This window comes from Streptomyces paromomycinus (assembly GCF_003865155.1).
GTDB lineage: Bacteria > Actinomycetota > Actinomycetes > Streptomycetales > Streptomycetaceae > Streptomyces > Streptomyces chrestomyceticus.
On the sequence record NZ_BHZD01000001.1, the window covers coordinates 9,587,421 to 9,613,262 of the forward strand.

The window sequence follows — 25,842 nt, forward strand, 5'->3', positions numbered from 1 at the left end:
TGCGAACCGGTGACGCGATGTCCGCCGAAGCCGGTGAGCCGGACATCCGGCTGCCTACGGAATCGTGGTGCTCAACGGCCAGCGGCGGATCCGGTACGGCGTCCACCACAGGAAGCGTCCCGCCCGGTGGATCAGGCCGGGCGGCAGATACCTCGCGACCACCGAAGAGGGCACGCCGGTCTCCGGTACGCCGCGCAGCAGGGCCTGGATGAGCTGGTCGTGCTGGTGTGTGCGGATGACGAGGCGCTTGAACGAGCCGCCGCGGCGGTCGCGGACCTCGATGAAACCGGGGCCGCGGCGGTAGCCGCATTTGGCGGCGTGGAAGGAGTCGCGCCATGGGACGGCGATGTCGTGGCGGGAGCCGAAGGAGCGGTTGGAGTCGACGGAGTCGCCGGAGCCGCTGGGCTCGCTGGAGTCGTCACGGAGCACGGCGGCGGGCGGGTGGAGGTGGCTGAGTGGCTGCCAGTCGGCCGGTGCGCCAGTACCGGCACCGGCTCCGGTCCCGGGCAGGCGCAGCGACCACTCGACGGCGATGCCGAAGGCGGTGAGTTCGCGTACGGCGACGAGGGCCGTCACCGCGGCGGCGCCGTCGCGATCCGTCAGATCGACGGTCCGGGGCAGCCGGGCGAACTGGACGTGGTGGGCGGCAAGGTCCGCCACGGCGCCCTCGACCTGATCGCCGAGCAGGTCGAGAGTGCCTGCGTACACCCCCGGGATGTTTCTGGCCGCCACGTCGCGTTCCCTCCAGAGGGCCAGGGTCACCGGCGCGGCGAGCCGGACGGCCAGCGGACTCATCGGACCCCTCCGGCGGCGAGGGCCGGGGCCAGGGGCTCGGCGCTGTGCAGACGGCTGCCGTCCAGGCGCATCAGGTTCTGGTTGGCGACCGCCGGTACGACATGGATGTACTGGCCGCCGTCGGTGAAGACCAGGCCGAGGCGGCGCCAGCGGGCGAGGAGCGCACCGATCCGGTCCCCGGTCGCGTCCTCGTGGCGGGCCGCGGCCTTGTGCAGCAGGGACGCGGGGGAGTGCGGCATGTCGAGCAGGCGGAAGGCGGTCAGCTCCAGCGGGTCCGTCAGGTCGAGCAAATGCCAGTCGAATCCGGGGCGGGTGTCGACGAGGACGATGCGGTCGCCGAGGTCGCAGAAGGTGAGACGGCACTTCACGTAAGCGTCCTTCCAGCCGCTCACGGCCTGCTGCAGACGGGCCAGGCAGGCCGGGGAGATGCCGCGTTTGGGGGAGTCGAAGAGGTAGACCAGGTCGGCGAGTTCGGAGTCGGGCAGGTCGTAGATGTGGTGGTAGTGGGCGGCGGGGCGCAGATCGTCGAAGCCGAGTTCGGGCCGGTCGAAGTAGGGGCTGAAACGTTCGACCTTGATACGGGTGGCGTTGAAGGGCGGGGTGAGGTGGTGCAGGGCGGGTACCTGGTCGCAGACCGCGTCGTAGTCCTCCTCCGCCTCGCCGGGGAAGCCGTAGAGGTAGTTCCAGTTCAGGTTCATGCCGACGGTTTCCGCGTCGCGCAGCAGCCGGACGTTCTGGCAGCCGGTCACGCCCTTGTCCATGAGTTTCAGCACCCGGCTGCTGAGGTTTTCCACACCGGCCTGGACGTAGCCGATGCCCGCCGCGCTGAGGACGTGCAGCTGTTCGCGCCGCAGGTTCGACTTGATCTCGTAGCACAGCCGCAGGTCGTAGCCGGACTCCTGGAGCCGGGGCGCCATCGAGCCGAGATAGGCCATGTCGAGGATGTTGTCGGTGACCCACACGTCGAGGATGCGGTACCGCTCGACCAGGCCGAGGATCTCCTCGACGAACCGCTGCGGGTTCTTGCTGCGGAACTCCATGAACGATCCGTTGAGCCCGCAGAACGTGCAGTGGTGCTTCGCGCCCCACCAGCACCCGCGCGAGCCTTCCACGACGATACGGGGCTCCACCCAGCCGCCCGCGGTGGACCGTGCGTGCCGGTCGAAGTAGTCGCCGTACTCGGGAGTGACCAGCGCTGCCGGAGGGAGGGGTTTGGCCTCCATGGGGTTGGTGACGGGGCGGCCGTCCGCGTCCCGCCAGCACAGACCGGAGATCCCCGGGAGGTCGCCGCCGCCTTGGAGCGCGGCCAGCAACTGGGGGAACGCCGCCTCGCCCTCACCCCGTACGACGAAGTCGACGAACGGAAAGTTCCGGTGCAGTGCCGCGCCCTGTGGCCCGTCGCAGTTCGCGCCGCCGAACACGGTCACCGCGTGCGGAGCGTCGGCCTTGACCGCGCGGGCGGTGGCGAGGGCGGCGGCGTTCTGCGCGAACGTCGTGGTGAAGCCGACGACGTCGGGCGCTTCGGCGGCGATCCTGGCGGCGGTCTCCCGCACGAACATCGGGGCGAGTTCGTGCAGTTCCCGTGCCTTGGCGAGCAGCGGCTCGGGAGCCCGTTCGCCCAGGGACTCGCTGAACGCCGCGACGTGCCGGCGGGGCAGCTCGTCGAGGGCGGCCGCGAAGATCCACTCGCTGTGTCCGGAGAAGTACGAGCCGGCGCAGAAGTCGTATTGCTCGAACGTGAAGTCGGTACGCGCCGTCAGCCAGTCCACGTAGTCGAGATTGGCGTGCACGACGTCGACCCGGGCGTCCGGGAAGACGTCGTGGACCCGGCGCTTGAGGATGCCCAGGGCCAGCGACGGAGCGTCGATCGCCGACCACGGCATGTCCACCAACACGATGTGCATGACAGCCCGTTCCCTTCCTGGCCGAGCCGGACCGAGCCGTCCGGCGGGCCCGCCGGCGTGGGCGGCGGCCTCACCACAGCCCGCGCCGGGACAGCGCGCGGCGGGCGGCGTCGCCCTCGGCCGACGGGGTGGTCTCGAACGCCGCGGCGACCTGCGCGGACACGGCTCCGCGCCGGAGCCCGGCGGGTGTGGCGAAGTAGGCGTAGGCCACCGGCTCCCCGCTCTCCTGCCGGGCGGCGGCCGGGTGGTCCGCCCAGGAGGCGACGGACCGGGGCGTGTACCGGCGCAGGGCCGCATGGCCCCGCCCGGTCCGCGCGATGCCCTCCACGGCGATGTCGAACGACAGCGGCTGCTCACGGACCAGCGCCGTGAACAGGGCCGTCAGCAATTCGTGTGTCACGGTTTCGCGCAGTACGACGGGCGCGTCCACGCCTGCGCCCGTGAGCCGGTCCGGGTGCGCGGCGACGAAGCCGATCAGGTACGAGGCGAACGCCTCCTCCTCGGACAGCCCGCGCCCTGAGTAGGGAAGGAGCCGGAACCTGCCGAACTCCTCGGAGCGGAGGAACCCGGTGAGCAGTTCCGCGTCCCGGACGCCCGCTGCCGCGAGGAGGCGCAGGCTGCGTGGAAACGCTGAGGCGAGGCCGCCGTTCCTGCCCAGCTTCCAGACGGCGGTGCGGAACTGGCGCGCCGCGCTGTCGAGTTCGGCCAGATCGATCGTTTCCAGGCACTCCAGCTCACCGGGCCCCGAGGCGACCGCTGCGGCACCCTCGACTGCCAGGCGTTGCCTGAGGCGTTCGTCCAGCAGCAGCCGCATCAGCAGATCGGTGAGCTGCTGACCGTCCAGCTGCCGGCCGGGAGGCGCTTTCACAACAGCCTCCGGCCCTGGCCCTGGCCCTGGCCTTGGCCCTGCCCGTGCCTCTGCCACTCGGCGACCAGTGCCCTGAGCCGTTCATAGTTGCTCCGGGACTTCTCCACCAGCCGCCCGTCCGCACGGAACACCGGATCCTCATAGGTGACGCCGCGGAGCTGCGGGCAGCGGGGCAGCAGGTGGGCGGTGAGGTCGATCTGTTCGTCCAGGAGCACACCGTGGTGCAGGTCGCGGAACTTTCCGTTGACGATCTGGCAGCCCGACAGGTGGAGTTCGCGGCAGCGGTGCAGCGGAAGCGCCTCCAGCCCGTCGAACATGTGCGGGCCGGTGCGTCCGCGCAGCCACTGGTAGCTGAGCAGATGACCGACGTCGAGCGTCACCCATACATCGGCGCCGTCGGCCAGTCCGGCGAAGTACTCGAACGCGTCGAGACCGCCCAGCGCGAACGAGCCGCCCTCGGTGAATCCGGGGAACTCGACATGCAACGGCGGCACCAGGAGCCGGGCCGCCTGCGCCGCGTTGCGGGTGGCGATCTCCAGGCCGGGGCCGGTCAGCGGCGGCGGGAGCGGGTACGGCAGCGGACAGCCGCGCAGGCTCCAGATCCCCAGGTCCTCCACGACCCAGGCGAAGCCGTACCGGGCGTGGAGCTGGTTGGCGAACTCGGCGGCCGGCCCGCGGTCGTAGCGCTCGGGCGTGCCCATGTTGAGTTCGGTGTGGTGGAAGGCCCGGGGAAGGCCGGCCGGCAGTGCCTGGCCGAAGCGGTCGTAGGCGCGTACGTAGTCGACTGCGCGGGGGAGGGCGCGCGAGCGGGGCTGGAAGGAGTGGGCCGCGTAGGCGAAGTCCCCGCCGTGGCGCCGGAAGAAGGCCCTCAGCCGGGGGTGGATGTCGCCGCCGCCGTCGTCCGTGTCCACGAAACCGGTACCCCGCCCGCCGATGCCTTTTGCGGTCCAGGGCATGTCCATGAGGACGCCGAGACCCAGCCGGTGCGTCGCTGCGCTGCTGGCGGGGTGTGCGGTGGCGGGGGAGGTGGCGGTCACGTCGGCCTCCTGGTGAGCCGGGCGGCCGCGGCTGCGGGCACTGCCGGGTACGGGGGCGCTGCCGGGCCTGAGGGCACTGCCGTGCTCGGTGGCGCTGCCGGACACGGCTCGGCGGCCGATACGTCCACCAGGCGCGCCAGCAGCCGCTGTCCCCGGGCGGTGCGGGCCGTGAGCAGGCCGTCGGGGTGCTGTTCGACGTCACGGTGCGGCAGCGCGTAGAACTGCTCCCACACCAGATCGGCGACGACGGTGCGGTCGGGCACGGTGTCGAGTCGGGCGGGCACGGTACGTACCCACGGATACGGCCGCGCGGCGTCGGCCGGACCGGCTGGACGGGAGCTGCCTCGGGCCGCCGCGCGGCGCGACGGCGGGCGGACGGCGCTGACCCGGCCGGGCCGCACCACCTGGAAGATCCGCTCCAGCCGGGCGAGGGCCTCGGCGCGCGTCGGGCCGCCGTCGACCGTCAGAGGGTAACCGACCCGGCCGGCGAGATAGCTCAGTTCGGGGTTCCCCGCCAGCGGGCCCGAGGTGTCCAGCGAGATCCCGAAACGCTCCGGGGCCCGTGCGAGCCTGCTGCCCGGTTCGGGCACCATGAGTTCGAGCGCGTCGATGCCGATGCGCCGCTCGTTGGCGGCCAGGAACCGCAGGGACTCCTCGAATTCCTCCGGCCGCTCGTCCAGGACGTGGCCCATCACCGAGAGCCGCAGGGTGATGCCCGCCCCGGTGACGGTGTCCACGATCCGCTGGTAGTCGGCCGCGCACACGCCCCGGTCCATCAGGTCGAGCAGGCGCTGCGAGGTCCCCTCGTACCCGACGGCGATCATCGCGCAGCCCACTTCGGCCAGCTCCCGGCAGAACGCCGGGTCGGCCAGGCCGGACTCCAGCCGGCTGCGGACCCCGAACCGCACCCGCACCCCGCGCTCCCGTACGGCGCGCATCGCCTTCGAGATCAGGCGCAGGTTGGTGTTCTCGTCCGTGATCGCCACGAACCGCGTCCCCGTGTCACGGACCACCGTCTCGACCGCGTCGGCGACCTGCCGCACGGTGGCCTGCTGGTACCGGCCGGGCGGCAGCGACCGGTTGCCGTACGCGCAGAACACGCACCGTCCCCAGTAGCAGCCGACGCACGAGATGACCGCCACCTCCAAGCCCTCGTTGAGGTACGAGCGGACCGGCAGGCCGGTGTGGTCGGGCGGCCCGAGGTCGTGGAAGCGCAGGCTCGGCGGCCGCCCGGAGCGGCCGGCGGCCCCCGAACGCGGCAGCCAGGTCATCCCGGGCACCGCGGACGGGGGAATCGTTCCGTCGAGGGCGTCCAGCCAGCGTTCCAGTGGTTCCTCCCCGGCGGTCCAGCACAGGGCGTCGACGGTACGGCGGAGGCCGGGCAGGGCCGCGAGGTCCGCGTCACGGAGCATGATCTGCTGTCCACCCAGGCAGATCTTGACGCGCGGGGCGAGTTCCCTGATCCAGGCGGCGATCAGGAGGGCGGGGCCGAGCTGGCTGAAGAACGCCACCGACAGTCCGGCCACCCGCGGCGGATGCCGGGCCAGCAGGTCGGTCACCAGCCGGTGGAGCACCTCCACCGCGGCTCCGGAGGCGGCGGGCGGCCGGTCCGCCGCCCGCCGTGCCGCACGGTCGAGGGCGTCGAGGTCACGCCGTACCGAGGTCAGGAAGGTGTCCCGCACGAACAGTTCGAGTGCCTGCCGGGCGAGCCGTACCGAGCGGGCGGCGCCGAGATCACCCGGCGACGCTTTCCGCATGACATGTGCGCGGATTCCGGTGAGGTGTCTGTCGACGGCCATGGCCATCTCCCTGCGGTACCAGTCGCGCATACCGTCGCCGCCCCGGGCACCCGCCGCGGCGTCCAACAGGCACGGCTTGTGCAGCAGTTCGTGGAGCAGGGCGATGTTGAGGTCGGCCTGGTGGACGCGCCGGCCCCGGCGCCGCAGATGGCCGGTGAGATAGGGCAGGCTCAGATACGGAAAGAACCTGGCCTCGGTCTGCGGCGGGAAGAGGAGGAGTACGTCGACGGGCCCGGCGTCCACCGCCGGTACGCACGGCACGGCTCACCGGACCTCAGTCAGCGGTCCCGTAAATGTCCTCCGCGGCGATATAGACGTAAGCGTGGTAGGAGCCGCCGAGCTTCAGCTCCTTGGCGTCAATCACTTCCAGTTCGTCGAGTTCCGGGAATTCGTCCTCGACGGTCACTTCGGGCTGCGGAGCGGTCATGGTCCCTCCTTGCGGGAACATGGTGAGGTGTCGAATGGAAGATCGATTCCGTGCTGAATTCGCGCTGCACCGCAGACGCGTCGACCAGGGCGGTTCCCGTCCACGGTAGTTCCGGGCCGCCGGAGTCCACAACTCCGAAGGAGTCGCGTAATTTCGCCACGGCCGCATATGGTCTTCGGCGTACAGCGCCCGGAGTTCGCCGTGTCACTTCCATGAACAGTCATGGCGCGGTGACAGCGGCCGACCCGTTACACATTCCCGTAGCATGCATTCCGCTTCCGCGCGGTGCAGTACCACGACGCCGGTCTTGACCGTCAGGAAGAACAAGAAGAACATCCCGCAATGGAAAAGCCACGGGACCCGAAGCCCATGACGGCACACGAATGGGACCTGACCTATCAACGCGGTGACCCGGTCTGGGACGAGCCGCCCACCGCGCCCCTGGCCCGCCTGCTCGCCCGGCACGCGCCGCCACCCGCGGACGTGATCGACGTGGGCTGCGGGCTGGGCTCCACCGCACGCTGGCTCGCCGAGCGCGGCTACCGGGTCACCGGCTGTGATTTCTCGTCCCGGGCGATCGCGCTGGCGCGCGCCCGCACGCCCGAGGCGCTGACCGTCCGGTTCACGACGGCCGACGTCACGCACGTACCACCGCGGCTCGGCCCGTTTCCGGTGGCACTGGAGCGGGGCGTGCTGCACTCCCTGCCGCAGATGACGGACAGACGGCACTTCGTCGCGGCGATGGCGCGGATCTGCCTGCCGGGTGGCTTATGGATCCACGTAGGCGCGAGCGCCCCCACCGTCAAGACGGAACTCTCTCAGGTGCGAGGCCCCTCCAGAATGGCCGAGCCGACGTTTCTCACTCTGATCACACCCCATTTCACCGTCCTGGAGATCGACTACGCCCCGTTCGGCAGCCGCTCGGCCACCTGGCAGGCGCGGTACGCCGTACTCCGCCGCCACACATCTCCGGGGCCGCTCACACCACGCCTTGCCACGCGTCCGGCCCGAAGGAGCCTTTGATCTCGGAAGCGAGCGTGGCCGGATTCACCATGGTGTGGAGCTGGTACACGATCGTCTTCTGCACTCCGCGTACCGCGAGGTGGACGGGGTTGTCCCCGGGATGCGCACCCATGATGCGCTTCAGTTCCTTGAGAGTGGGCTCGTTGATGCGGTGGTAGGGCAGGCTGAGCTGCACGGGCGCCGCTCCGGTGCGCTCCGCCGAGGTGATGTCGAGTACGTTCAGCTCCTGCCCGAAGATGCTGATCGTGCCGTCCCGGTCGTTGATGCGGCCCTGGACCGACACCACGCTGTCCTCGACCAGGGCGCCCACGACCAGCTGGTAGGTGGCGGGGAAGAACAGCACCTCGATGGTGCCGTCCCGGTCGGCCAGGTTGACGATCGCCCAGGCGTTGCCCTGCTTGGTCATCTTCGGCTGGATGCTGGTGATCAGCCCGGACAGGCGGACCACGCCTTCGGTGCGACCGGAGGCCACCAGCTCGGGGATGGTGGTGTCCCGGTTGGCGGAGAGGATGTGCTCGGTGCCGTCCAGCGGGTGCGCCGAGACGTACATGCCGAGCATCTCCCGCTCGGTGGAGAGCAGCTGTTTACGCGGCCATTCGCTCTCGTCGATCTTCACATCGAGGCCGAATCCGGATTCCGCGCCGCCTTCGTCGCCCCCGAGCCCGGCGAACAGGTCGTCCTGTCCGTACGCGGCGGCCTTCTTCAGCGGCACGACCGCGTCGATGGCCGGTTCGTGCGCGGCGGTCAGCCCTTTACGGGTGTGACCGAGCGAGTCGAACGCGCCGGCCTTGATGAGGGATTCGACCGCCCGCTTGTTGAGCGCGGGCAGCTCGGCCTTGTCGAGGAAGTCGGCGAAGGAGGCGAATTTCCCCTTGGTCTTACGGGCCGCGATGATGGTTTCGATGACGTTGTCGCCGACATTGCGTACCGAGCGGAGGCCGAAGCGCACGTCGTCGCCGATGGCCGCGAACTCCGCGACGGACTCGTTGACGTCGGGCGGCATGACGGTGACGCCCAGCTTGCGCGCGTCGGCCAGGTAGATGCCCGCCTTGTCCTTGTCGTCTCCGACGGACGTCAGCAGCGCGGCCATGTATTCGGCCGGGTAGTTCGCCTTGAGATAGGCCGTCCAGTAGGAGACCAGGCCGTATCCGGCGGTGTGGGACTTGTTGAACGCGTATCCGGAGAACGGGAGCATGACGTCCCAGATGGCCTTCACGGCCTCCTCGGAGTAGCCGTTCGTCCGCATGCCGGCGTGGAACTTCTCCCATTCGGCGGCCAGCACTTCGGGCTTCTTCTTGCCCATCGCGCGGCGGAGCATGTCGGCGCCGCCGAGGGTGTAGCCGGCGAGGGTCCGGGCGATGGCCATGATCTGCTCCTGGAAGATGAGCAGATGGTGGGTGGAGCCCAGGATCGGGTCGAGAATCTCCTTCAGTTCGGGGTGGATCGGGTCAGGATTCTGTTTGCCGTTCTGCCGCAGCGCGTAGTTGGTGTGCGCGTTGGCGGCCATCGGGCCGGGCCGGTAGAGGGCGAGGGCCGCCGCGATGTCCTCGAATCGTGACGGCTCCATCAGTTTCAGCAGAGCGCGCATGCCGCCGCCGTCGAGCTGGAAGACGCCGAAGGTGTCGCCGCGGCCGAGGAGTTCGAAGGTCTTCTCGTCGTCGAGGGGGATGACGACTTTCCCGGGGTCGCCGTCCATCGGATCGACGGTGGCCAGCTTGATGCCGCGGTTCTCGCGGATGTTCTGCAGCGCGTGGTCGATGACGCCCAGGTTGCGCAGCCCCAGGAAGTCCATCTTGACCAGACCCATGGCCTCGCAGGACGGATAGTCGAAACCGGTGATCTTCACGCCGTCCGCGGCCCGCATGTGCAGCGGGATACGGTCGGTCAGCTTGGTCTTGGAAAGAATCACCGCGGCCGCGTGCACGCCGGTGCCGCGGGTCAGGCCCTCGACGCCCTTGGCCGTGTCGATGACCTTCTTGACGTCCGGCTCGTTCTCGTACATCTGCCGGATCTCGCCGGCCTCGCCGTACCGCGGGTGTCCGGGGTCGAAGATGCCGTCCAGAGGGATGGACTTGCCCATGATGTCCGGCGGCAGCGCCTTGGTGATCCGTTCGCCGTGGCTGAACGGATAGCCGAGGATGCGCGAGGAGTCCTTGATCGCGTTCTTGGCCTTGATCTTGCCGAACGTGTTCACCATGGCGGTGTACGCGTCGCCGTACTTCTCGGTGACGTAGCGCACCATCTTGTCGCGCTGGCGGTCGTCGAAGTCGAGGTCGACATCCGGCGGGTTGATGCGCTCGGGGTTCAGAAAGCGTTCGAACAGCAGGCCGTGTTCCAGCGGGCACAGCTCGGTGATACGGGTGGCGTACGCGACGAGGGAACCGGTCGCCGAACCACGGCCCGGGCCGACCGGCACGCCGTTGTCCCGCGCGTATTTGCAGATGTCGGCGACCACGAGGAAGTAGCTGGAGAATCCCATGGGCCCGATGACCGTCATCTCGGTCTCGAAGCGTTCCATGACCTCGGCGGGGACAGGGTCGCCGTAGCGCGTGGCGAGGCCCTTGAGGACTTCCTTGCGCAGCCACGACTCCTGGGTTTCCCCCTCGGGCACGTCCGGGTACTGCGGCATCTCGTCGACGTAGTCGAAGACTTCGTTGTACGGCTCGATGCGTTCCGCGATGAGCAGGGTGTTGTCGCACGCCGCGGGGAGTTCGGAGAACAGGGCGCGCATTTCCTGCGCGGTCTTGAGGTAATAGCCGCCGCCCTGGAACCTGAAGCGTTTCTCGTCGGCCTTGTTCTTTCCGACGCCGATGCACAGCAGGTTGTCGTGCGCGTCCGCCTGGTCCTCGTGGATGTAGTGCGCGTCGTTGGTGGCCAGCAGGGGGATGTCCAGGTCCTTGGCCAGGCGCAGCAGCCCGTCCCGGACGTCCCGCTCGATGGACAGGCCGTGGTCCATCAGCTCCAGGAAGTAGTGCTCACGGCCGAAGATGTCCTGGTAGGCGGCGGCGACCTCACGGGCCTCGGCGTACTGGTTCAGCCGCAGCCGGGTCTGGATCGCGCCGGAGGGGCAGCCGGTCGTCGCGATGATGCCCTCGGCGTGCTCGCCGATCAGCTCCATGTCCATGCGGGGCTTGCCGGCCGGGAACTGTCCGCTGTAACTGGCTTCGGTGGACAGATAGAAAAGATTGCGCAACCCCTGGACGTTCCGGGCCCACATCGTCATATGGGTGAACCGGCCGCCGCCGGACACGTCTTTCGAGCCCTCACCGTCGTCCGACATGGCGCGCTGCCCGCCCGGCCCCCAGAATTCCTGCTTACGGTGGCGGCGCGAGGACGGGGCGACGTAAGCCTCGATGCCGATGATCGGTTTGACGTCGTCGAAGTCTTTGGACACCTGGTGGAACTCATAGGCACCGAACATGTTGCCGTGATCGCTCATCGCGACGGCGGGCATCGACTGGCGTGCGACTTCGGCGAACATGGGTTTAAGCTTCTGCGCGCCGTCGAGCATGGAATATTCGGTGTGATTGTGCAGGTGAACAAAGCTGTCGGCCACCGTCCGGGCACCTCCACGAGACGAAGAGAGCCCCAACCCTAGCCGCGCCCGCCGTTCGAAAAATCGGTCCTGCGCGCCGGGGCGGAGATCCTTTACCGTGGTGAATTGGTGACCTGCGAGATCGCGGGAGAAAGATCTTCATGGGCGGCGTGGCGCCGTATCACCCCGCACGCGCGGGGACCACGCCAAGATCGCGGCGAGACGCTGACGGGACCACCCCCGCACGCGCGGGGACCGCAGGGCGTGACCAGTGGGTGCGGCTGGTGCCGGCGGGCCTCGGCCCGTGTGGTCGAGTGGTCGGCGACCGCCGCCGGGACTTCGGTGCCGGTCGGCGGGAGGTTCTGTGCGGTCCTGTCGGGTCGGTCGGGTGGCGGGATGGATCGTTGTCCGGTGGTTGTCGCTTTCCGGGGCCTGGATGCATGGTGAGTAGTCGTTGATGGTGCAATATTTTCTGGCCACTTGGCCGTTCGGTGGCCGGCGTGGCTCGAACCATTCGGTTCTGGGTTCCTGGAACATCAGATTCCCGTCAACAAGGAAACTTCATGGCCCCCGCCAGAAGTTCCTATTTGACCTTCGTTGCGGTCGCTGCTTCAGTTGAGGCGCTGAGATTGCCGTGCTGCCCTCACGTGGGGCTTTCGGTAATTGGCGACAGGTAAACGGGGGAAAGACAGATATGGCGATCACGCCTGCTACAACTATCGTTCAGAACGCGTCCGACGACGGTCAGGACCGGATCGTCCGCCTGGACGCGGGGCCCGCGGACATCGCCGAACTCAAGCGGCTGCTGCGGAGCGGAGCCCGCTTCGGGAACGAGCAGTTCGACGAGGACGCGCACCTCGACGAGGTGATTCCGAAGCCCTGGGGCTACGAGTACCGGGCCTACGTGGACGAGCTCTTCGACTGCTGGGCGCTGCACATCGACGCCCCGCACGGTACGTCCGTCCATCTGCACCCGCGCAAGCTCACCTACCTGCTCTGCCTGGGCGGCCAGGGCGTGACCACGGGGCTGGACGGCACTTCCGTTCCGCTCCGGCAGGGCAGCATCGTACGGGTCGCGCCCGGGGCGTTCCACGGAACACGGAACGCGGGCGACGAACCGCTGGAACTGATCGAGGTCGAGTCGCCGCGGAACAAGTTCGACCTGATGCGGCTGAAGGACGACTACAACCGGGCCGGTACGGCGTACGAGTCGAACTCTCTCGACACGTCGAAGTACCCGATGCGAAAGGTGCTGTCCTTTCCGCACACACGGATGCGGGCGCACACCCCGGACGGGCGGTTCCGGTTCGAACTGCGTACCGGAATGGACGTGTTCTACCGGCGGCGGGCGGAGGACCTGTTCCACATCCCGCTCTGCGTGTCCGGTGCCGTCTACGCGGACCTGGAGATCCTGACCGGCCGCCCGGAGGACGCCCGGCGGGTGCACACCGACATGCAGTATCTGTGCGTCAGCGTCGCAACCGCACGGGCCAAGACCGCCTGACGGGAGCGAGTGGCGTAGTAGCCAAGTAGGCGGAAAGCAGTAAGCAGCGAGAAAAAGCGAGAAAAAGCGAGAAAAGCAGAGTCACGGGGGAGTAGCAATGTCGCAAAGTGCTGTCATCGTCACCGGTCAGGGTTTCCAGGACCACGACGTCGTGTTCACCTACTACCGCCTTCTCGAAGAGGGCTGGCACGTCGACATCGCCACGAAGAACGGCGACGCGACCACCGGCAAGTACGGTGTCCCGCTGCCGATGGACAAGACGGCGCGGCCGCTCATCGCGTACGAGGACCTGTCGGTGGACCTGTACGACGCCGTGATCCTCACCGGCGGTCACGAGGCGCCGGACCGGGTGCGCCAGGTCCGCGGCGTGCTGGACTTCGTGGCGGGCATGGCCGACGCGGGCAAGGTGGTCGCCGGGCTCTGTCACGGGCCCTGGATCATGGTGAGCGCCGGAGTGCTGCGGAACCGGAAGGCATGCGCGTACATCGGGCTGCGCGACGACGTGGTCAACGCGGGCGCCGAGGTCGTCGAGAGCGATGTCATCGTGGACGGCAACATCATCACGTGCTCGTACTACGGCTACATGGGGGCGTTCATGCGCGCCGTGTTCGAGACCGCGCAGAAGATCGCGGAGAAGGACAGCGCCTGATGGGCCGCCACGCCGCCGTCGGGACGGACCCGTACCGTCCCGGCCGGCCCGGCACCCGCACGGGCCTGCTCGCGCTCGACTTCGACGGTGTCATCTGTGACGCCCTCGACGAATGCGCCCTGGTCACCTGGCTCGGAGAACGTCCGCACGACCGGACCGTGACCGGCCCCGGGCAGCTGGAGCGGCTGCCCGGGGCGTTCACCGAGCGGTTCCGCACCGTGCGGGACTACTCGCGACTGCTGGACCATTTCCTGGTGGCGCATCTGCCCGAGGCGGACAGCATCACCTCGCAGTCGGACTTCGACCAGCTCTTCAGCTCGCTTCCCAGGGAGCGCGTCGAACGGTTCACGACGGCGGCGTCGGCGGCGCGGGAGTGGTTCCGGGCGGCGGAGCCGGACTTCTGGCTCGGGCTGCACACGCTGTATCCGGGCGTACCGGAGCTGCTGCGGCATGCCGGGACGGTGGTGATCGTGACGGCGAAGGACGAGCCCTCGGTCCGTTCCATCCTCAGGCGGCACGGACTGGAACAGACCGTGGCCGAGGTCTTCGGAGAGTGCCGCCACAAGGCAGCAGCCATTCAGGAGGCGTGCGCGCGGCGGGGGCTGCCGCTGGACGCCGTGACGTTCGTGGACGACAACCTGTCCAACGTACGGAAGGTGGCGGCGATGGGGGTCCGGGCCCGATGGGCGCAGTGGGGGTACCAGACTCCCGAACATCGGGCGGAAGCGGCTCGGCACGGGATCGAGGGGCTGGAACTGGGCGGGATCGACGCCCTGTCGGCCGGCGCGTGAGCAGCCCTTGGCGCCGGCGGGGCACTGGTGCCAGGGGCGCTTGCGCTCCGGTACGGGGCCGGCACACACCCGCACGCCGGAGCGCCCAACGCCCGAGCACCGGCACGCCCGAGCCCCGTCTCACCCGATCGTTCGGCTCTTCCCAGAGGACCCGCATGTCTACCGCCACCACCACTCACCCTTCCCGCCCCTCCCGCCCCACTCCCCGGCGTCGCCGACGTCCCGGGTTCTCCATTCAGCTCGCGTTGCTGGTGGCGATGGCCTTCGCCATCCCCGCGCAGCTCTACCTCGCGATCCCGATCGCCGGCCGTATCCAGACCGCCTACGGGGTCGACGCCGCGTCCGCCGCCTGGACCGGTGCCGCGTTCTCCTTCGCCTACGCCCTCGGCTTCCTGGTCTTCGGTCCCTTGTCCGACCGGGTCGGGCGGCGGCCCGTACTCGCGATCGGTGCCCTGGCCACGGCAGTGATCACCGCGCTGACTGCCGCCGCGCCGGACTTCGGCTGGTTCCTGACCGGCCGTGTCCTGCAGGGTTTCGCGGCCGCTGCCTTCGCGCCCGCCGCGCTCGCCCACGTGACCGAGCGGGCGCCCGCCGCCCGACGGCCGGTCGCGCTCTCTCTGCTCACGACCGGCTTGCTGGGGGCGGGCATCGCCGGGCAGGTGTTCGGCCAGCTGATGGCGGAGCACGCTGACTGGCGGGCGGCATTCTGGCCGGCGGCGATCGGGTACGCGATGGCTGCCGCGGTCTTGTGGCGGCTGCTGCCGCCGGGCTCGACCGGCTCGGCGGCTTCGGTCCGCGAGGTCGCGGAGGCGGCGTCGGGGCTCATACGTACCAAAGGGCCGGCGGCGGTGTTCGGATCCGCGCTGACCGTGTTCGGGAGCTTCGTCGCCTTCTACGCGGTACTGGAGCGGGAGTTGCGGGAGACGTCCGGGTTCGACGCGGACCAGTTGCTGCTGGTGCAGGCGGTCGGAGCGGCGGGGTTGCTGGCGGGGCCACTGGTGAACCGGCGGTTCGGCGCCAAGGGGCCGCGTACACTCGCCGTCGCCGGATACCTGACCGCGGCGGCCGGACTGCTGCTGGCCTTGCCGGCGCAGGCCGCCGCCATGACCGGGGTACTGATCGGCGTCAGTGCGCTCTTCGTGGCCGGTACCAGTCTGATCGTGCCGGGGCTCGTCGGGCTGCTGCACGAACTCGCGCCGCACGCGCGCGGGACGGCGGGCGCGGTCAACACCTTCGTCCTGTTCGTCGGGGCGTCGGCCGGGCAGCTCGCCGCCGCGCAGCTCGGCTACCGGCCCATGCTGGTGGTCCTCGTCCTCGCCACACTCGCCGCCGGCCTCACCGTGGCCGTCTTCACCCGGAGTGCGCCATGCCCGTAATGCCGGCCGTCAATGCCGCGAAGAACGTGTTGTTCGTCCTGACCAGCCACGATGTCCTCGGCCGTACCGGCGCTCCCACGGGCTTCCATCTGGGGGAGACCGCCGTGCCCTGGCACCGGCTGCGTGCCGACGGCCACACCGTGGACTTCGTCTCCGTACGGGGCGGCCGGCCGCCGGTCGTCGGCCACGATCCCGCCGACCCCGCCCAGCGGGCCTTCATGGCGGACCCGGACGGCGGCGGCCGGCTCTCCCGGACGCTGCGGCCGGAGGAGGTGGAACCGGGCGCTTACGCGGGTGTCTTCTTCGTCGGCGGGCACGGCACGATGTGGGACTTCCGGGGCCACCCGGTCCTGCACGCCATCGGCCGGCAGGTGTACGAGTCCGGCGGGGTCCTCGCGGCGATCTGTCACGGTCCCGCGGTGCTCGTGGACCTGACCCTCTCGGACGGCAGCCACCTGGTGGACGGCCGCGAACTGACCGCGTTCTCGAACGCGTCGGAGAGCATGCGCGGACTGGCCGACGTCGTACCGTTCCCGCTGCAGACCGCGCTGGAGGAGGCCGGCGCGAGCTTCTCCGCCGCTCGCGACCGGTCGCCGCACGTGGTGGTCAGCGGGCGACTGGTCACCGGGCAGAATCCGCAGTCGTCCGCCGGGCTCGGGGACCGCATGGCCGAATTGCTCCTGGCACACCCGGAGCGGCGACCGTGATCAGCCACCGGTCTCCGCCGCTGTTCTCGCCGGCAACCGGAGCCCCCATGGCCGGATGTCCCGGAGAATTGCCACCTCATACACATCTCTATGGGGTCCATGAGCCACGCTATTGGCGACCGGCTCGCCCCGATGCCTACCTTCGAACGGCTGGGAGCCGGACGCGTCCGCCGGCTCATCCGTAACCTCTCGATCAACCGGAGAAAATGTCATGACCAAGAAGGTCCTGTTCGCACTCACCAGCCATGGCGTCCTCGGCGACACCGGCCGGAAGACCGGTTTCTACCTTCCCGAAGTGGCCCATCCTGCCGCTGTTTTCCGCAAGGCGGGGTACGACCTCGACTTCGTGTCCGTACAGGGCGGTGCGCCGCCGCAGGACGGTTTCGACCCCGGGGACCAGGTGCAGGCCGACTTCCTCGCCGACCCGCACATCGAGACCGCCCTGTCGGCCACCGCCGCTCCCGGTGATCTGACGGCCGCCGATTACGACGTCATCTTCTACGCGGGCGGGCACGGTGCCATGTGGGACCTGGCCGAGTCGGAGGTGCTGGCCGAACTGGCCGCGGGGATCTACGAGCAGGGCGGGGTCGTCGCCGCGGTCTGCCACGGCCCGGCCGGACTGGTCAATGTCCGGCTCGGTGACGGTTCGTACCTGGTGGACGGCAAGCAGGTCTCGACCTTCACCAACGAGGAGGAGGCCGCCGTCGGGCTGACCGAAGTGGTGCCCTACCTGCTGGAGAGCAAGCTCGCCGAGCGCGGCGCGAAGATCACCAAAGCCGGGAACTTCGCCGCACACGCCGTCGCCGACCAGCGGCTCGTCACCGGCCAGAACCCGGCCTCGGCCGTACGGGTCGCCGAGCTGGTGCTGGAGCAGTTGGCGGCCGGCTCCGCCTGACCTCGGTGCCCGCCCGCACCGTCGTCACAGGGGCCCGTACGGGGACGACGGCTTCTCGTGCTTCCGGGCACGCGGAGGTAGTCCCCTAGACGTATATTCGTCACCCTGTGCACCGACTTCCCGTCCGTCGCCGACGCGGCCGCCCCTTGTGCCGCACCATGGCTGCGAGGCTCCCGGCCAGCCCCCCAACGCCCAGCCCGGCGTCCTCGCGCACCAGGTATCACCACACAGCAAGGCCGTACCAGTCATCCGCCGAGTCCGCTCCGGGGGACGAAGGCATCAGCAGGGCAAGCGCGGGGGGCGCCGAGCATGGTCGTGCAATTGAGCTGGCTCAGGACGTTCGTGACCGTCTACCGTCTGGGTTCCTTCACCAAGGCGGCGCAGAGTCTGGAGCTTTCGCAGCCGACCGTCACGCACCAGGTCCGCAATCTTGAACGTACGTTCGGCAAGGCGCTCTTCGAACGCGTTCCCCAGGGTGTCGTACCGACCTGCGCCGCCGATCTGCTCATCCGCGACGTGCAGGGACCGGTCGACGCCCTCGGGGGCGTGGTCGAGCGGCACTTCGGCGGCAGCTCCGACAGCCGTCCGCTGTGCGTCGGCGGACCGGCGGAGCTGATCACCTCCCGGGTCGTGGCAGCGGTCAGCGACCTGATCGCCGACGGCCTGCGGATCAACTTCCGCTTCGGTCTCGCCGACAACCTCCTGGACCGTCTGACGAGCGGCGACTACGACCTCGTCCTGTCGACCGTCCGGCCCCGGCTGCGCGGGATCAGCGCCACGACGCTGGTCGACGAGGAGTTCGCGATGCTCGCCTCACCCGAACTGGCCGACGGCGTCCCGGCCGGGCAGATCATGAAGGAGGGGCCGGCGGCCGTCCTCGACAAGTACCCGCTGATCGCCTACGCCGAGTCGCTGCCGATCATCCGCCGTTACTGGCTCACCGTCTTCGGGGTGCGCCCCACCTCGGCCCCCTCCGTCGTCATCCCGGACCTGCGAGGGGTGCTGGCCGCGGTCAAGTCCTCCGCCGGGATCTCCGTGCTGCCCACCTACCTGGCGGCCGACGCACTCCGGCACGGCGAGGTCGTCAAACTGCTGGAGCCCGAGATCCCGCCCATCAACACCTTCTACCTCGCCACCCGGGACGGAAGCCTGTGCCACCCCGACCTGTCCCTGCTCCACGGCCATCTCCTGATGAAGGCCCGGACGTGGGGGTAGCCGCCGCAGCCTTTCGAAGCCGGCCGTCCGGGACCGCCGGTGCGGCACGTTCCGGACGGCAGACCCTCACGGGACGTCGTTCTCCTGTTCGTGACGGATGTTGCCGTCCTCGTCGATACGGGGGTGCATCCGCTCCGGAGGATGACTGTCGGCGTCGGACGGGCGCGCCCCCTCCGGCCCGTCCGGGCCCCAGCGCAGGAGCCGGCGGGCGCGGCAGATCCGGTGGACGGTGCCCCGGGCCTCGACCTGGTTGACCCGTTCGGCCCGGAGCCGGTCGGCGGCGCGGACGTACTCGGCCAGCTCTCCGGCGGCAGGGCCTGTGCCCTCGGCAGCCACCGTACGGGCGTCGGTGGTCATGTTGTCGGCCTCCCAGGGGATGAGCCCCTTCAGGCGCGGCTGCAACCACGTCAGGGCGAAGTCCAGCGACCTGCGGGCCGCGTGCGCACTGGCGTGCAAGCCGCTGCTCGATTCCCACCCGGGGTCGTTGCGCTCCACGACCCTGAAGGCCGTGGGCAGCAACATCACGTCGGGATGGGTCTCCAGCGCCTTACGGGAGTCGGCGCGCACGTCCTCGGGGAACCGGACGCCGCTGTACGCCAGGCCGCGCAGCATCAGGCGTTCCGCGGCCTGGGTGGGCGTGACCGGCGCCTCGGGGTCGAGCAGCAGGCCGTCGTCGATCGGGTCCCTGGCGCTGCGGCTCCAGTCCGGCACGGTGGGCTCGGGGTCGGTCGGGCGGGGCTGCTCGATGCCGTCCGGCCCCGTCCCCGCGTACTCCTCCGCACGGACGATCCGGTAGCGGGTGGTGAGCACGGTGAGTTCGTCGACGCGTTCGCTCTCCAGCCGGGCGACCGCCGCCAGCAGGGCGCACCGCTCCTCCCGGTCCTGGGCCTCGTCCTTCGCGCGGCACCACAGCAACGAGTTGAGGCTGTCCCGGGCCTGCTGCGGGCAGCCGGCGTCCACCGCGACCACCACCCGCCACCGCGGTGCCTGCCCGGCGTCCTGCGCGGCCACCCCGAACAGCGGGCCCCGCACCAGTATCGCCGCGGTCTGCAGCTTGGCGTCGAGCGCGTCGGCCTCCATGACCGCCTCCACCGGATCCTCCGGATGCCGCACCACGATCGGCCACATCCGGCCCCGACCCACGTTCTCATGCCCCATGCCCTCATCCTGTCGATCGCGGCGGGAGCGCGGCACGGTTTTCCCTATTCCCGCCCGCCGTCCTGCGGCGCGTGCTCCGGCCGCACGCCGCGCCGACACCGGCTCCTACGCCGAGGTGATCTCGACCGGCAGCGTCTTGAGGCCGTTGACGAAGTTGGAGCGCACGTACCGGGGTGCGGCGGTGAGGCGGACGTCGGACAGGCGGGGGAGCAGCTCCTCGAACATGACACGCAGCTCCAGCCGGGCCAGCGAGCTGCCCAGACAGAAGTGCGGGCCGGCCTTGCCGAAGGTGAGGTGATCGTTGGCGGTGCGGGTGACGTCGAAGCGGTACGGATCGTCGAAGACCGCCTCGTCGCGGTTGCCCGAGGCGAACCAGAGGACGACCTTCTCGCCCTCCGCCACCCGCCGGCCGCCCAGCTCGGTGTCACGGGTGGCGGTGCGCCGGAAGTGGTGGACGGGGGAGGACCAGCGCAGGAACTCCTCGACGGCGCCCGGCATCAAGGACGGGTCGCGGCGCAGTTTCTCGCGCTGTTCCGGGTGGTCGATCAGGGCGAGCATGGTGTGGGAGACGGCGTGCCGGGTGGTCTCGTTGCCCGCGACGACCAGCAGCAGGAAGTAGTTGTCGAAGTCCCGCGCCGACAGCGGCATCCCGTCGGACGGCATCCGGTTGACGAGCCGGCTCACCAGGTCGTCGCCGCCGGCGCCCCGGCGCCGCGCCGCCAGCTCCCGCCCGTACGCGAAGACCTCCAGCGCCGCCGGGCTGCGGAAGGGCAGGTCGCGGTAGAGCTCGCTCTCCGCGGTGCCGAGCAGTACGTCCGCGTAGTCCGGGTCGGTGTTGCCGATGATGCGGTTGCCCCAGTCGATCAGCCGCCGGGTGTCGTGCCCGGGGACGCCGAGCATGCGGGCGAGGACGTTGACGGGGAAGTCGGCCGCGACCTCCTGGACGAAGTCGAAGCGGCCCTTGGCGAGCGCCGCGTCGAGGGTGCGTGCGGTCAGCCCGCGGAGGAACACCTCGTACGTGGCGACGGCACGCGGAGTGAACTGCTGCTGCAACAGTCTGCGCATGGCCCGGTGGCGCGGGCCGTCGGTCTCCAGGAGGGAGCGGCGGGTCTCGCGGTGCCGCTCGTCGACCTCTTCGAGGTTGGTGAACCGGGTGGAGGTGAACGTGTCGGGGTCACGGCCGGCGCGCACGATGTCGGCGTGCCGGGTGACGGCCCAGAAGCCGCTGCCGGGCGCGGCCTCCGGCTGCCAGTGGACGGGGTCCTCGCGGCGCAATGTGTCGAACATCCGCCAGCACAGCTCGCCGTCGGTGAAGTTGTCGTGGTCGGTGAGGTCGACTGCGTCGAGGGGCAGGGGTTCGGGTGCGCGGGAAGCGGCGGAAGCGGTGGTCATGGGGCCGTCCTTGCGAAGAAGGCGAGGAGGGTGGCACGAAGGGTGGCACAGGAAGGAAACGAAACCGGTGCAGGCGGAATCCGTCACATGGCCCGTCACATGAGAAAGGCGTACTCCTTGAACTCCCAGTCCGTGACGTGCTGCTGGAACCGCTCGATTTCATTGCGCTTGTACGTGAGAAAGGAATGGGTGAAGTCGGCTCCCAGCATGTCCGTCAGTTCCGAGTCACCCTCCAGCGCGTCCAGCGCCTCGGAGAGTGTGCACGGCAGCCGCGCCGCGGTGTTCTCCCGGTAGCCGTAACCTTCCAGCGGCTCGGGCGGCTCGCGTTTTTCCCGCAGGCCGAGTCCCACGGCGGCGATCGCGCCCGCGACGGCGAGATAGGGGTTGGCCGCGGCGTCACCGAGACGCAGTTCCAGACGGGTGCCGCCGCCGCGCTCGGGCGGTATGCGCACCATGGCGCTGCGGTTGTCCAGCCCCCAGTCGATCAGCCACGGGGCGAGGCTGTCCGGGCCGAACCGCTTGTAGGAGTTGACGGTCGGGTTGAGCAGCGCGGTGAGCGCGGGCGCGTGGGCGAGGACACCGGCGGTCGCGTGCCGCGCCGCGGCGGACAGGCCGTGCGGGTCGCCCTCGTCGCGGCCTTCGAAGACGTTGCGCCCGTCCGGGTCGGCCATCGACAGATGCAGGTGGAAGCCGGAGCCGCCCTCCTCGTTGAAAGGCCTGGCCATGAAGGTGGCGAGGCGTCCTTCGGCGCGGGCGATCTCCTTGACGGCCGCCTTGAAGCGGAACGCGCGGTCGGCGGCGTCGAGTGCCGCCGAATGGTCGAGGTTGATCTCGAACTGACCGCTGCCGAACTCGCGGTTCCCGGCCGTCACGCCGATCTCCAGTTCCCCCAAGTGCCGCAGGGTGCGCAGGAGATGGCCGTCGGGGTCGCCGCGCAGCCCCGCGCTGTAGACGTTGCCCGGCGCCCGCCCGTACGGCGACCAGCCGGTGACCGCACTCTCGTCCCGCTCGCACAGGTAGTACTCCAGCTCGGGGCCGACCACCGGGTGCAGTTCCGCGCCGATCCGGTCGAGGACGCGGCGCAGCAGGTCACGCGGGGATTCAGGGGCCGGGCGCCCGGTCGCCGGGTCCAGGGCCTCACCCAGGCACCAGGCGACGCCGGGCTCCCAGGGGAGCCGGTGCAGGGTGTCCAGGTCGGGCCGGACCGAGATGTCCGGCATCCCGGCCGACAGGCCCCCCGGCATGGGAACGGTGTCGCTCTGGGGGCTGGTGTGGTAGACCGCGCGGCAGAACGCCAGGCCGTGGTGCGTGGCGGCCGGCAGGTGGCCGACGAGGATGTCGCGGGCGCGGTCGGCGCCGAGCAGATCGGGGTAGACGACGCGCACCACGTCGATGTCCTGTGCGCGCAGTGCCGCGACGGCCTGCCGGGCCTGGTCGCTGTGTGCCGGGCTCTGTTCGCTCACCCTGTCCAGCCTTCCTGCGGGGACTGTGCGCGGGCCCACTCGGGATGTCGTTTGGGGTCGAACATTATGGAGGAGGCGGGAGCCGCGCAAGGGGGTGCGGTGGATCGGCGGCGCGGCCGGCCCGCTCGTGACAATCCGGCGGTGAAGGCATATCGTACGGGCCCAAACGATAAGCCGGTACGCCGGGCGGGAAACCCGAGGAGTCCGCTGTGCCCACCGAGCCCACCGCGTCAACCGAGCCCACCGCGTCAACCGAGCCCATCGCGCCGGCCGTCCGGGGTTTCTTCCCGCCCAGGACCGCCACGGGCCGGGCCTCGCTGATCCCGTCCCCGCCCTGGTACTACTCGGGCGACCTGCTCACCGTCGAGTACCGCACCGATCCCGCCCGGGTACGCGAACTCCTCCCCGGACCGCTCGTCCCCGCGGACGAGGACCCGGGTGCCGTCGCGCTGATCTGGGCCGACTGGCAGTCCTGCGGCGCCGGGAGGGAGGAACTGCTCGACCCGGTGCGCAGCCAGTACAAGGAGTGCTTCGCGGTCGTACGCTGCGGCTACCGCGGCCGTACGTACTCGCGCTGCGTCTACATCTGGGTCGACAAGGACTTCGCCGTCGCCCGCGGGATCCACCAGGGCTACCCGAAGAAGCTCGGCTCCATCCACCTGACCAGGCCCCACCCGTACGGGCCCGCGCCCCGCATCGAGCCCGGCGCCGTCTTCGGTGCGACGCTCGCGGCGGGGGACCGGCGGCTGGCACAGGTGGTCGCCACGCTGCGCGGGCCGTCGGCGACGGGCGGCTTCGTCAACGGCCACCCGATGGCCCACCACCGCGTGCTGCCCTCGGTCGACGGGACGGGACTCGCGCTGGACGAGCTGGTCGAGAGCGGAGCCGCTTCCTTCGAGGCGGGCCCGGCGTGGGCGGCGGACGCGGAGCTGGACCTGTTCGAGTCGCCCACGGAGGAACTGGCGGCCCTCGCCGTCGCGGAGCCGATCGGGGCTTACTACCGTCAGGTGGGGGTGTGCTGGAACGGGGGGACGGTGCTGGAGCAGAGCGCGGGCGCGTAGCGGTACGCGCCCGGCCTCGCGGCGTCACGGGGAGGGCGGCGGTACTGGTCGGCCGTACCCGTCAGCGGTTCCCGCCGGTGGTGCCGGTCAGCGGTACGGGGTCACCGCGGAGTCACGGTGAAGTCGAACGGCACCCGCCCCGCGTCGACCGAGGTCAGGCCGCCGTCCACGGTCAGCGTCGCCCCGTTGACGTACGACGACCGCGGCCCCAGGAGCCACAGCACGGCATCCGCGACCTCCGCGGCCGCCGCCGCACGCCGCTGCGGCACCAGCGCCGTGGCCCGCGCGTACGCGGCGTCCAGGGAGAGCCCGCCGCCGAACTCCCGCATCTCCTCGTCGGCCATCTCCGTGCGCGTCCAGCCGGGGCAGACCGTGTTGGCGCGTACTCCGTGCGGCCCGAACTCGGCGGCGATGACGCTCGTCAGCATCCCGGCCCCCGCCTTGGACGCGGCATACGCACTCGCGCCCGCGGCGGCGCGCAGCCCGGCGACGGAGCCCACGGTGACGAACGCGCCCCGGGTGGCCGCCAGATGGGGAAGGGCCGCGCGGGCGAGCAGGAAGACGGAGGTGAGGTTGGTGCGCAGCGTGGCGTCCCAGTCCTCGTCGCTGAGTTCGAGCAGGCCGCCGGGGCGTACGGTTCCGGCGTTGGCGACCACGCCGTCCAGCCGGCCGTGGTCCCGCACCACGGCCGCGACCAGCTCGTCGACCTCGCCGCGCACGGTCACGTCGGCGACGTAAGGTGTCGCGCCGCACGCCTCCGCGACCTCGCGCAGCGCCCCGGCGCGCCGGGCACACACGGCGACGCGCGCCCCGGCGTCCGTACCGCGCGCGGCGACGGCGGCACCGATCCCGCTGCTCGCTCCGGCCACGAGCAGGACGGGGCGGTCACCGGGGGCGACCCGGTCGGGCTGATCGGTCCGGCCGGGCTGATCGTGCTGGGCCGGCTCATCGTGCTGGGTCGGTTCATCGTGCTGGGCCGGCTCATCGGACGGCGTCATGCGGAACTCCCTTTCGCCGAGGGCGGTGCGACGGTGTGCTGGGTACGACGGAGAAAACGGGCCCAGGGGCGCCGGAGGGTCGCCGTGACCGTGCTTCCGGCTGCCGTGACCGTGCTTGCGGAAAAATGCTTCCGGAGGAGGGCGGATGGGCCGGTACGGTGCGGGTTATCGTTTGAGTCCGTAAGGATCGCGAACGGCAACGGTCTTACGGGGGCGCACGGAACTCGGCAGGGGATTGCCGGCGAGGGCGAGAGACGCGGGAGAACACGACGTGACGGAGCACCGTTCCATCCGGGAGACCGAGAAGGCCGTACAGGCCAAGCTGGGCGACACGCCGATCCGGCACGTACAGATGGTCGCAGTGGCGAACATCTACCGTGCCGCCGCGGCCGTGCGACAGCACTTCGAGAACTCCGTACTGCGGGGCGCCGAACTGTCCTGGACCTCGTTCGTCGTGCTGTGGGTCGTGTGGATCTGGGGCGAGACGGAGACCCGCCACGTGGCGGCGGAGGCCGGCATCTCCAAGGGCACCCTGACGGGGGTGTGCCGCACCCTCCAGAGCCGGGGCCTCATCGAACGCAACAGTCATCCCTCCGACGGGCGTCTGGTGCTGCTGCGGCTGACGGACCAGGGTGAGCGCCTGATGGCCGAGGTGTTTCCCGCCTTCAACGCGGAGGAGGTCTTCGTCTCCGACCGGCTGACCGACGAGGAGTGCAAGACACTGGCCGACCTGCTGCGGAAGATCGTGGTGCAGACGGAGGAGAACGGGGAGGAGCGGCGGCTCGCCCTCCTCGACGGGGCCGACCCCCGCCCGCGACGCAGCGGACGCCGCCCCTCCCGGAGCTGAACCGCCCCTCAGGAGAACCGCCTCCCGCACGCCTCGGTCAACGCGTCGAACAGGCCTTGCTGAGCGGGATCGGCGGCCGCCGTGTCCTCGGGGTGCCACTGCACTGCCGCGAACCACGCACGACGGCCCGGCAGTTCGAGGGCTTCCACGGTGCCGTCCGTGGCTCGCCCGGTGACGGCGAGCCCTTCGCCTAGCCGGTCCGCGCACTGGTGGTGGAAGCACGACACCTCCACGTTGTCGGCTTCCCTCGCCGCTTCCCCGGCCCCGGACACAGGCACAGGCACAGGCGCAGAAACAAGCACAGGCACAGGCACAGGCACAGAAACAGGCACAGATACCGGAGCCGCCCTCGTCATCGCGCTCGCGACCGTCGAACCCGCCGCGAGCGCGACACGATG

At 70.3% G+C, this 25,842-nt stretch carries 21 protein-coding genes and 1 pseudogene; 10 read left to right on the plus strand and 12 right to left on the minus strand.

Annotated features, from left to right (window positions below; all coding sequences use genetic code 11):
• Positions 1–54 precede the first annotated feature (54 nt).
• The 6 genes from OEIGOIKO_RS40685 to OEIGOIKO_RS42005 form a co-directional block, all read right to left on the minus strand.
• On the minus strand, positions 55–795 hold the full coding sequence (locus OEIGOIKO_RS40685) for a DUF5825 family protein (RefSeq protein WP_125058278.1): 741 nt from the start codon (positions 793–795) through the stop codon (positions 55–57).
• Complete coding sequence (locus tag OEIGOIKO_RS40690; RefSeq protein ID WP_125058279.1) at positions 792–2,699, minus strand: RiPP maturation radical SAM C-methyltransferase; 1,908 nt, start codon at positions 2,697–2,699, stop codon at positions 792–794. Before OEIGOIKO_RS40690 ends, OEIGOIKO_RS40685 begins: the two co-directional genes overlap by 4 nt.
• Before the next feature lie 70 nt (positions 2,700–2,769).
• A complete protein-coding gene (locus OEIGOIKO_RS42000; RefSeq protein ID WP_170251994.1) occupies positions 2,770–3,567 on the minus strand; it encodes a hypothetical protein in 798 nt (265 codons plus the stop codon).
• Positions 3,564–4,604, minus strand: coding sequence for a multinuclear nonheme iron-dependent oxidase (locus tag OEIGOIKO_RS40700; protein WP_246177919.1), 1,041 nt, complete (start codon positions 4,602–4,604; stop codon positions 3,564–3,566). Before OEIGOIKO_RS40700 ends, OEIGOIKO_RS42000 begins: the two co-directional genes overlap by 4 nt.
• Complete coding sequence (locus OEIGOIKO_RS40705) at positions 4,601–6,664, minus strand: B12-binding domain-containing radical SAM protein (protein WP_125058281.1); 2,064 nt, start codon at positions 6,662–6,664, stop codon at positions 4,601–4,603. The genes OEIGOIKO_RS40700 and OEIGOIKO_RS40705 overlap by 4 nt, the downstream gene beginning before the upstream one ends.
• Positions 6,665–6,677: 13 nt before the next feature.
• Positions 6,678–6,830 (minus strand): hypothetical protein, encoded by a 153-nt coding sequence (locus tag OEIGOIKO_RS42005; RefSeq protein ID WP_170251995.1) that lies wholly within the window; start codon positions 6,828–6,830, stop codon positions 6,678–6,680.
• A gap of 342 nt (positions 6,831–7,172) precedes the next feature.
• Between OEIGOIKO_RS42005 and OEIGOIKO_RS40710 the strand changes: the two genes are divergently transcribed.
• A complete protein-coding gene (locus tag OEIGOIKO_RS40710; protein ID WP_125058282.1) occupies positions 7,173–7,853 on the plus strand; it encodes a class I SAM-dependent methyltransferase in 681 nt (226 codons plus the stop codon).
• Here OEIGOIKO_RS40710 and dnaE read toward each other — a convergent pair.
• Positions 7,810–11,409 carry a DNA polymerase III subunit alpha gene (gene dnaE, locus OEIGOIKO_RS40715; RefSeq protein WP_170251996.1) on the minus strand — a complete coding sequence of 1,200 codons (3,600 nt, stop codon included), beginning with the start codon at positions 11,407–11,409 and terminating at the stop codon, positions 7,810–7,812. The genes OEIGOIKO_RS40710 and dnaE overlap by 44 nt on opposite strands.
• Positions 11,410–12,082: 673 nt before the next feature.
• Between dnaE and OEIGOIKO_RS40720 the strand changes: the two genes are divergently transcribed.
• The 7 genes from OEIGOIKO_RS40720 to OEIGOIKO_RS40750 all read left to right on the plus strand — a co-directional run bounded on the left by OEIGOIKO_RS40720 (position 12,083) and on the right by OEIGOIKO_RS40750 (position 18,525).
• Positions 12,083–12,892 carry a cupin domain-containing protein gene (locus OEIGOIKO_RS40720; protein ID WP_125058284.1) on the plus strand — a complete coding sequence of 270 codons (810 nt, stop codon included), beginning with the start codon at positions 12,083–12,085 and terminating at the stop codon, positions 12,890–12,892.
• Between the two features lie 97 nt (positions 12,893–12,989).
• The gene (locus OEIGOIKO_RS40725; protein WP_125058285.1) at positions 12,990–13,541 is read left to right on the plus strand and encodes a DJ-1/PfpI family protein; all 552 of its coding nucleotides are present in this window, start codon (positions 12,990–12,992) and stop codon (positions 13,539–13,541) included.
• On the plus strand, positions 13,541–14,332 hold the full coding sequence (locus OEIGOIKO_RS40730; protein WP_125058286.1) for an HAD family hydrolase: 792 nt from the start codon (positions 13,541–13,543) through the stop codon (positions 14,330–14,332). Before OEIGOIKO_RS40725 ends, OEIGOIKO_RS40730 begins: the two co-directional genes overlap by 1 nt.
• 155 nt (positions 14,333–14,487) lie before the next feature.
• A complete protein-coding gene (locus OEIGOIKO_RS40735) occupies positions 14,488–15,708 on the plus strand; it encodes an MFS transporter (RefSeq protein WP_170251997.1) in 1,221 nt (406 codons plus the stop codon).
• The gene (locus OEIGOIKO_RS40740) at positions 15,699–16,415 is read left to right on the plus strand and encodes a type 1 glutamine amidotransferase domain-containing protein (protein WP_246177921.1); all 717 of its coding nucleotides are present in this window, start codon (positions 15,699–15,701) and stop codon (positions 16,413–16,415) included. The genes OEIGOIKO_RS40735 and OEIGOIKO_RS40740 overlap by 10 nt, the downstream gene beginning before the upstream one ends.
• 211 nt (positions 16,416–16,626) lie before the next feature.
• Positions 16,627–17,310 (plus strand): type 1 glutamine amidotransferase domain-containing protein, encoded by a 684-nt coding sequence (locus OEIGOIKO_RS40745; RefSeq protein ID WP_125058288.1) that lies wholly within the window; start codon positions 16,627–16,629, stop codon positions 17,308–17,310.
• Between the two features lie 315 nt (positions 17,311–17,625).
• The gene (locus tag OEIGOIKO_RS40750; RefSeq protein ID WP_170252105.1) at positions 17,626–18,525 is read left to right on the plus strand and encodes a LysR family transcriptional regulator; all 900 of its coding nucleotides are present in this window, start codon (positions 17,626–17,628) and stop codon (positions 18,523–18,525) included.
• Between the two features lie 66 nt (positions 18,526–18,591).
• Here the strand turns inward: OEIGOIKO_RS40750 and OEIGOIKO_RS40755 are convergent, their stop codons facing one another.
• From OEIGOIKO_RS40755 to OEIGOIKO_RS40765, 3 genes are all read right to left on the minus strand, one after another.
• Positions 18,592–19,683 (minus strand): DUF5954 family protein, encoded by a 1,092-nt coding sequence (locus OEIGOIKO_RS40755; RefSeq protein ID WP_246177922.1) that lies wholly within the window; start codon positions 19,681–19,683, stop codon positions 18,592–18,594.
• A 105-nt stretch (positions 19,684–19,788) separates the two neighbouring features.
• On the minus strand, positions 19,789–21,075 hold the full coding sequence (locus tag OEIGOIKO_RS40760) for a cytochrome P450 (protein ID WP_125058290.1): 1,287 nt from the start codon (positions 21,073–21,075) through the stop codon (positions 19,789–19,791).
• A gap of 95 nt (positions 21,076–21,170) precedes the next feature.
• Positions 21,171–22,538: a glutamine synthetase family protein gene (locus OEIGOIKO_RS40765; protein WP_174857277.1), complete on the minus strand. Its 1,368-nt coding sequence runs from the start codon at positions 22,536–22,538 to the stop codon at positions 21,171–21,173.
• Between the two features lie 260 nt (positions 22,539–22,798).
• On the opposite strand from OEIGOIKO_RS40765, the gene OEIGOIKO_RS40770 reads away from it, so the two are divergent.
• The gene (locus tag OEIGOIKO_RS40770; protein ID WP_125059613.1) at positions 22,799–23,599 is read left to right on the plus strand and encodes an acetoacetate decarboxylase family protein; all 801 of its coding nucleotides are present in this window, start codon (positions 22,799–22,801) and stop codon (positions 23,597–23,599) included.
• A 101-nt stretch (positions 23,600–23,700) separates the two neighbouring features.
• On the opposite strand, the gene OEIGOIKO_RS40775 is transcribed toward OEIGOIKO_RS40770, so the two are convergent.
• Positions 23,701–24,597, minus strand: a complete 897-nt coding sequence (locus tag OEIGOIKO_RS40775) for an SDR family NAD(P)-dependent oxidoreductase (protein ID WP_125058291.1) — start codon at positions 24,595–24,597, stop codon at positions 23,701–23,703.
• Positions 24,598–24,868: 271 nt separating this feature from the next.
• On the opposite strand from OEIGOIKO_RS40775, the gene OEIGOIKO_RS40780 reads away from it, so the two are divergent.
• The gene (locus OEIGOIKO_RS40780) at positions 24,869–25,444 is read left to right on the plus strand and encodes a MarR family winged helix-turn-helix transcriptional regulator (protein WP_125058292.1); all 576 of its coding nucleotides are present in this window, start codon (positions 24,869–24,871) and stop codon (positions 25,442–25,444) included.
• Positions 25,445–25,452: 8 nt separating this feature from the next.
• Here the strand turns inward: OEIGOIKO_RS40780 and OEIGOIKO_RS44050 are convergent.
• Positions 25,453–25,698 (minus strand): annotated as a pseudogene (locus tag OEIGOIKO_RS44050) (gamma-glutamyl-gamma-aminobutyrate hydrolase family protein); the annotation flags it as partial.
• Positions 25,699–25,842: the final 144 nt, after the last annotated feature.

Excerpts from the sequence above, each read along its gene's own strand:
- OEIGOIKO_RS40685 (WP_125058278.1), bottom strand. The coding sequence starts at position 795 with ATGAGTCCGCTGGCCGTCCGGCTCGCCGCGCCGGTGACCCTGGCCCTC.
- OEIGOIKO_RS40690 (WP_125058279.1), bottom strand. The coding sequence starts at position 2,699 with ATGCACATCGTGTTGGTGGACATGCCGTGGTCGGCGATCGACGCTCCG.
- OEIGOIKO_RS42005 (WP_170251995.1), bottom strand. The coding sequence starts at position 6,830 with ATGACCGCTCCGCAGCCCGAAGTGACCGTCGAGGACGAATTCCCGGAA.
- OEIGOIKO_RS40710 (WP_125058282.1), top strand. The coding sequence starts at position 7,173 with ATGGAAAAGCCACGGGACCCGAAGCCCATGACGGCACACGAATGGGAC.
- OEIGOIKO_RS40720 (WP_125058284.1), top strand. The coding sequence starts at position 12,083 with ATGGCGATCACGCCTGCTACAACTATCGTTCAGAACGCGTCCGACGAC.
- OEIGOIKO_RS40725 (WP_125058285.1), top strand. The coding sequence starts at position 12,990 with ATGTCGCAAAGTGCTGTCATCGTCACCGGTCAGGGTTTCCAGGACCAC.
- OEIGOIKO_RS40730 (WP_125058286.1), top strand. The coding sequence starts at position 13,541 with ATGGGCCGCCACGCCGCCGTCGGGACGGACCCGTACCGTCCCGGCCGG.
- OEIGOIKO_RS40735 (WP_170251997.1), top strand. The coding sequence starts at position 14,488 with ATGTCTACCGCCACCACCACTCACCCTTCCCGCCCCTCCCGCCCCACT.
- OEIGOIKO_RS40740 (WP_246177921.1), top strand. The coding sequence starts at position 15,699 with ATGCCCGTAATGCCGGCCGTCAATGCCGCGAAGAACGTGTTGTTCGTC.
- OEIGOIKO_RS40745 (WP_125058288.1), top strand. The coding sequence starts at position 16,627 with ATGACCAAGAAGGTCCTGTTCGCACTCACCAGCCATGGCGTCCTCGGC.
- OEIGOIKO_RS40755 (WP_246177922.1), bottom strand. The coding sequence starts at position 19,683 with ATGGGGCATGAGAACGTGGGTCGGGGCCGGATGTGGCCGATCGTGGTG.
- OEIGOIKO_RS40760 (WP_125058290.1), bottom strand. The coding sequence starts at position 21,075 with ATGACCACCGCTTCCGCCGCTTCCCGCGCACCCGAACCCCTGCCCCTC.
- OEIGOIKO_RS40775 (WP_125058291.1), bottom strand. The coding sequence starts at position 24,597 with ATGACGCCGTCCGATGAGCCGGCCCAGCACGATGAACCGACCCAGCAC.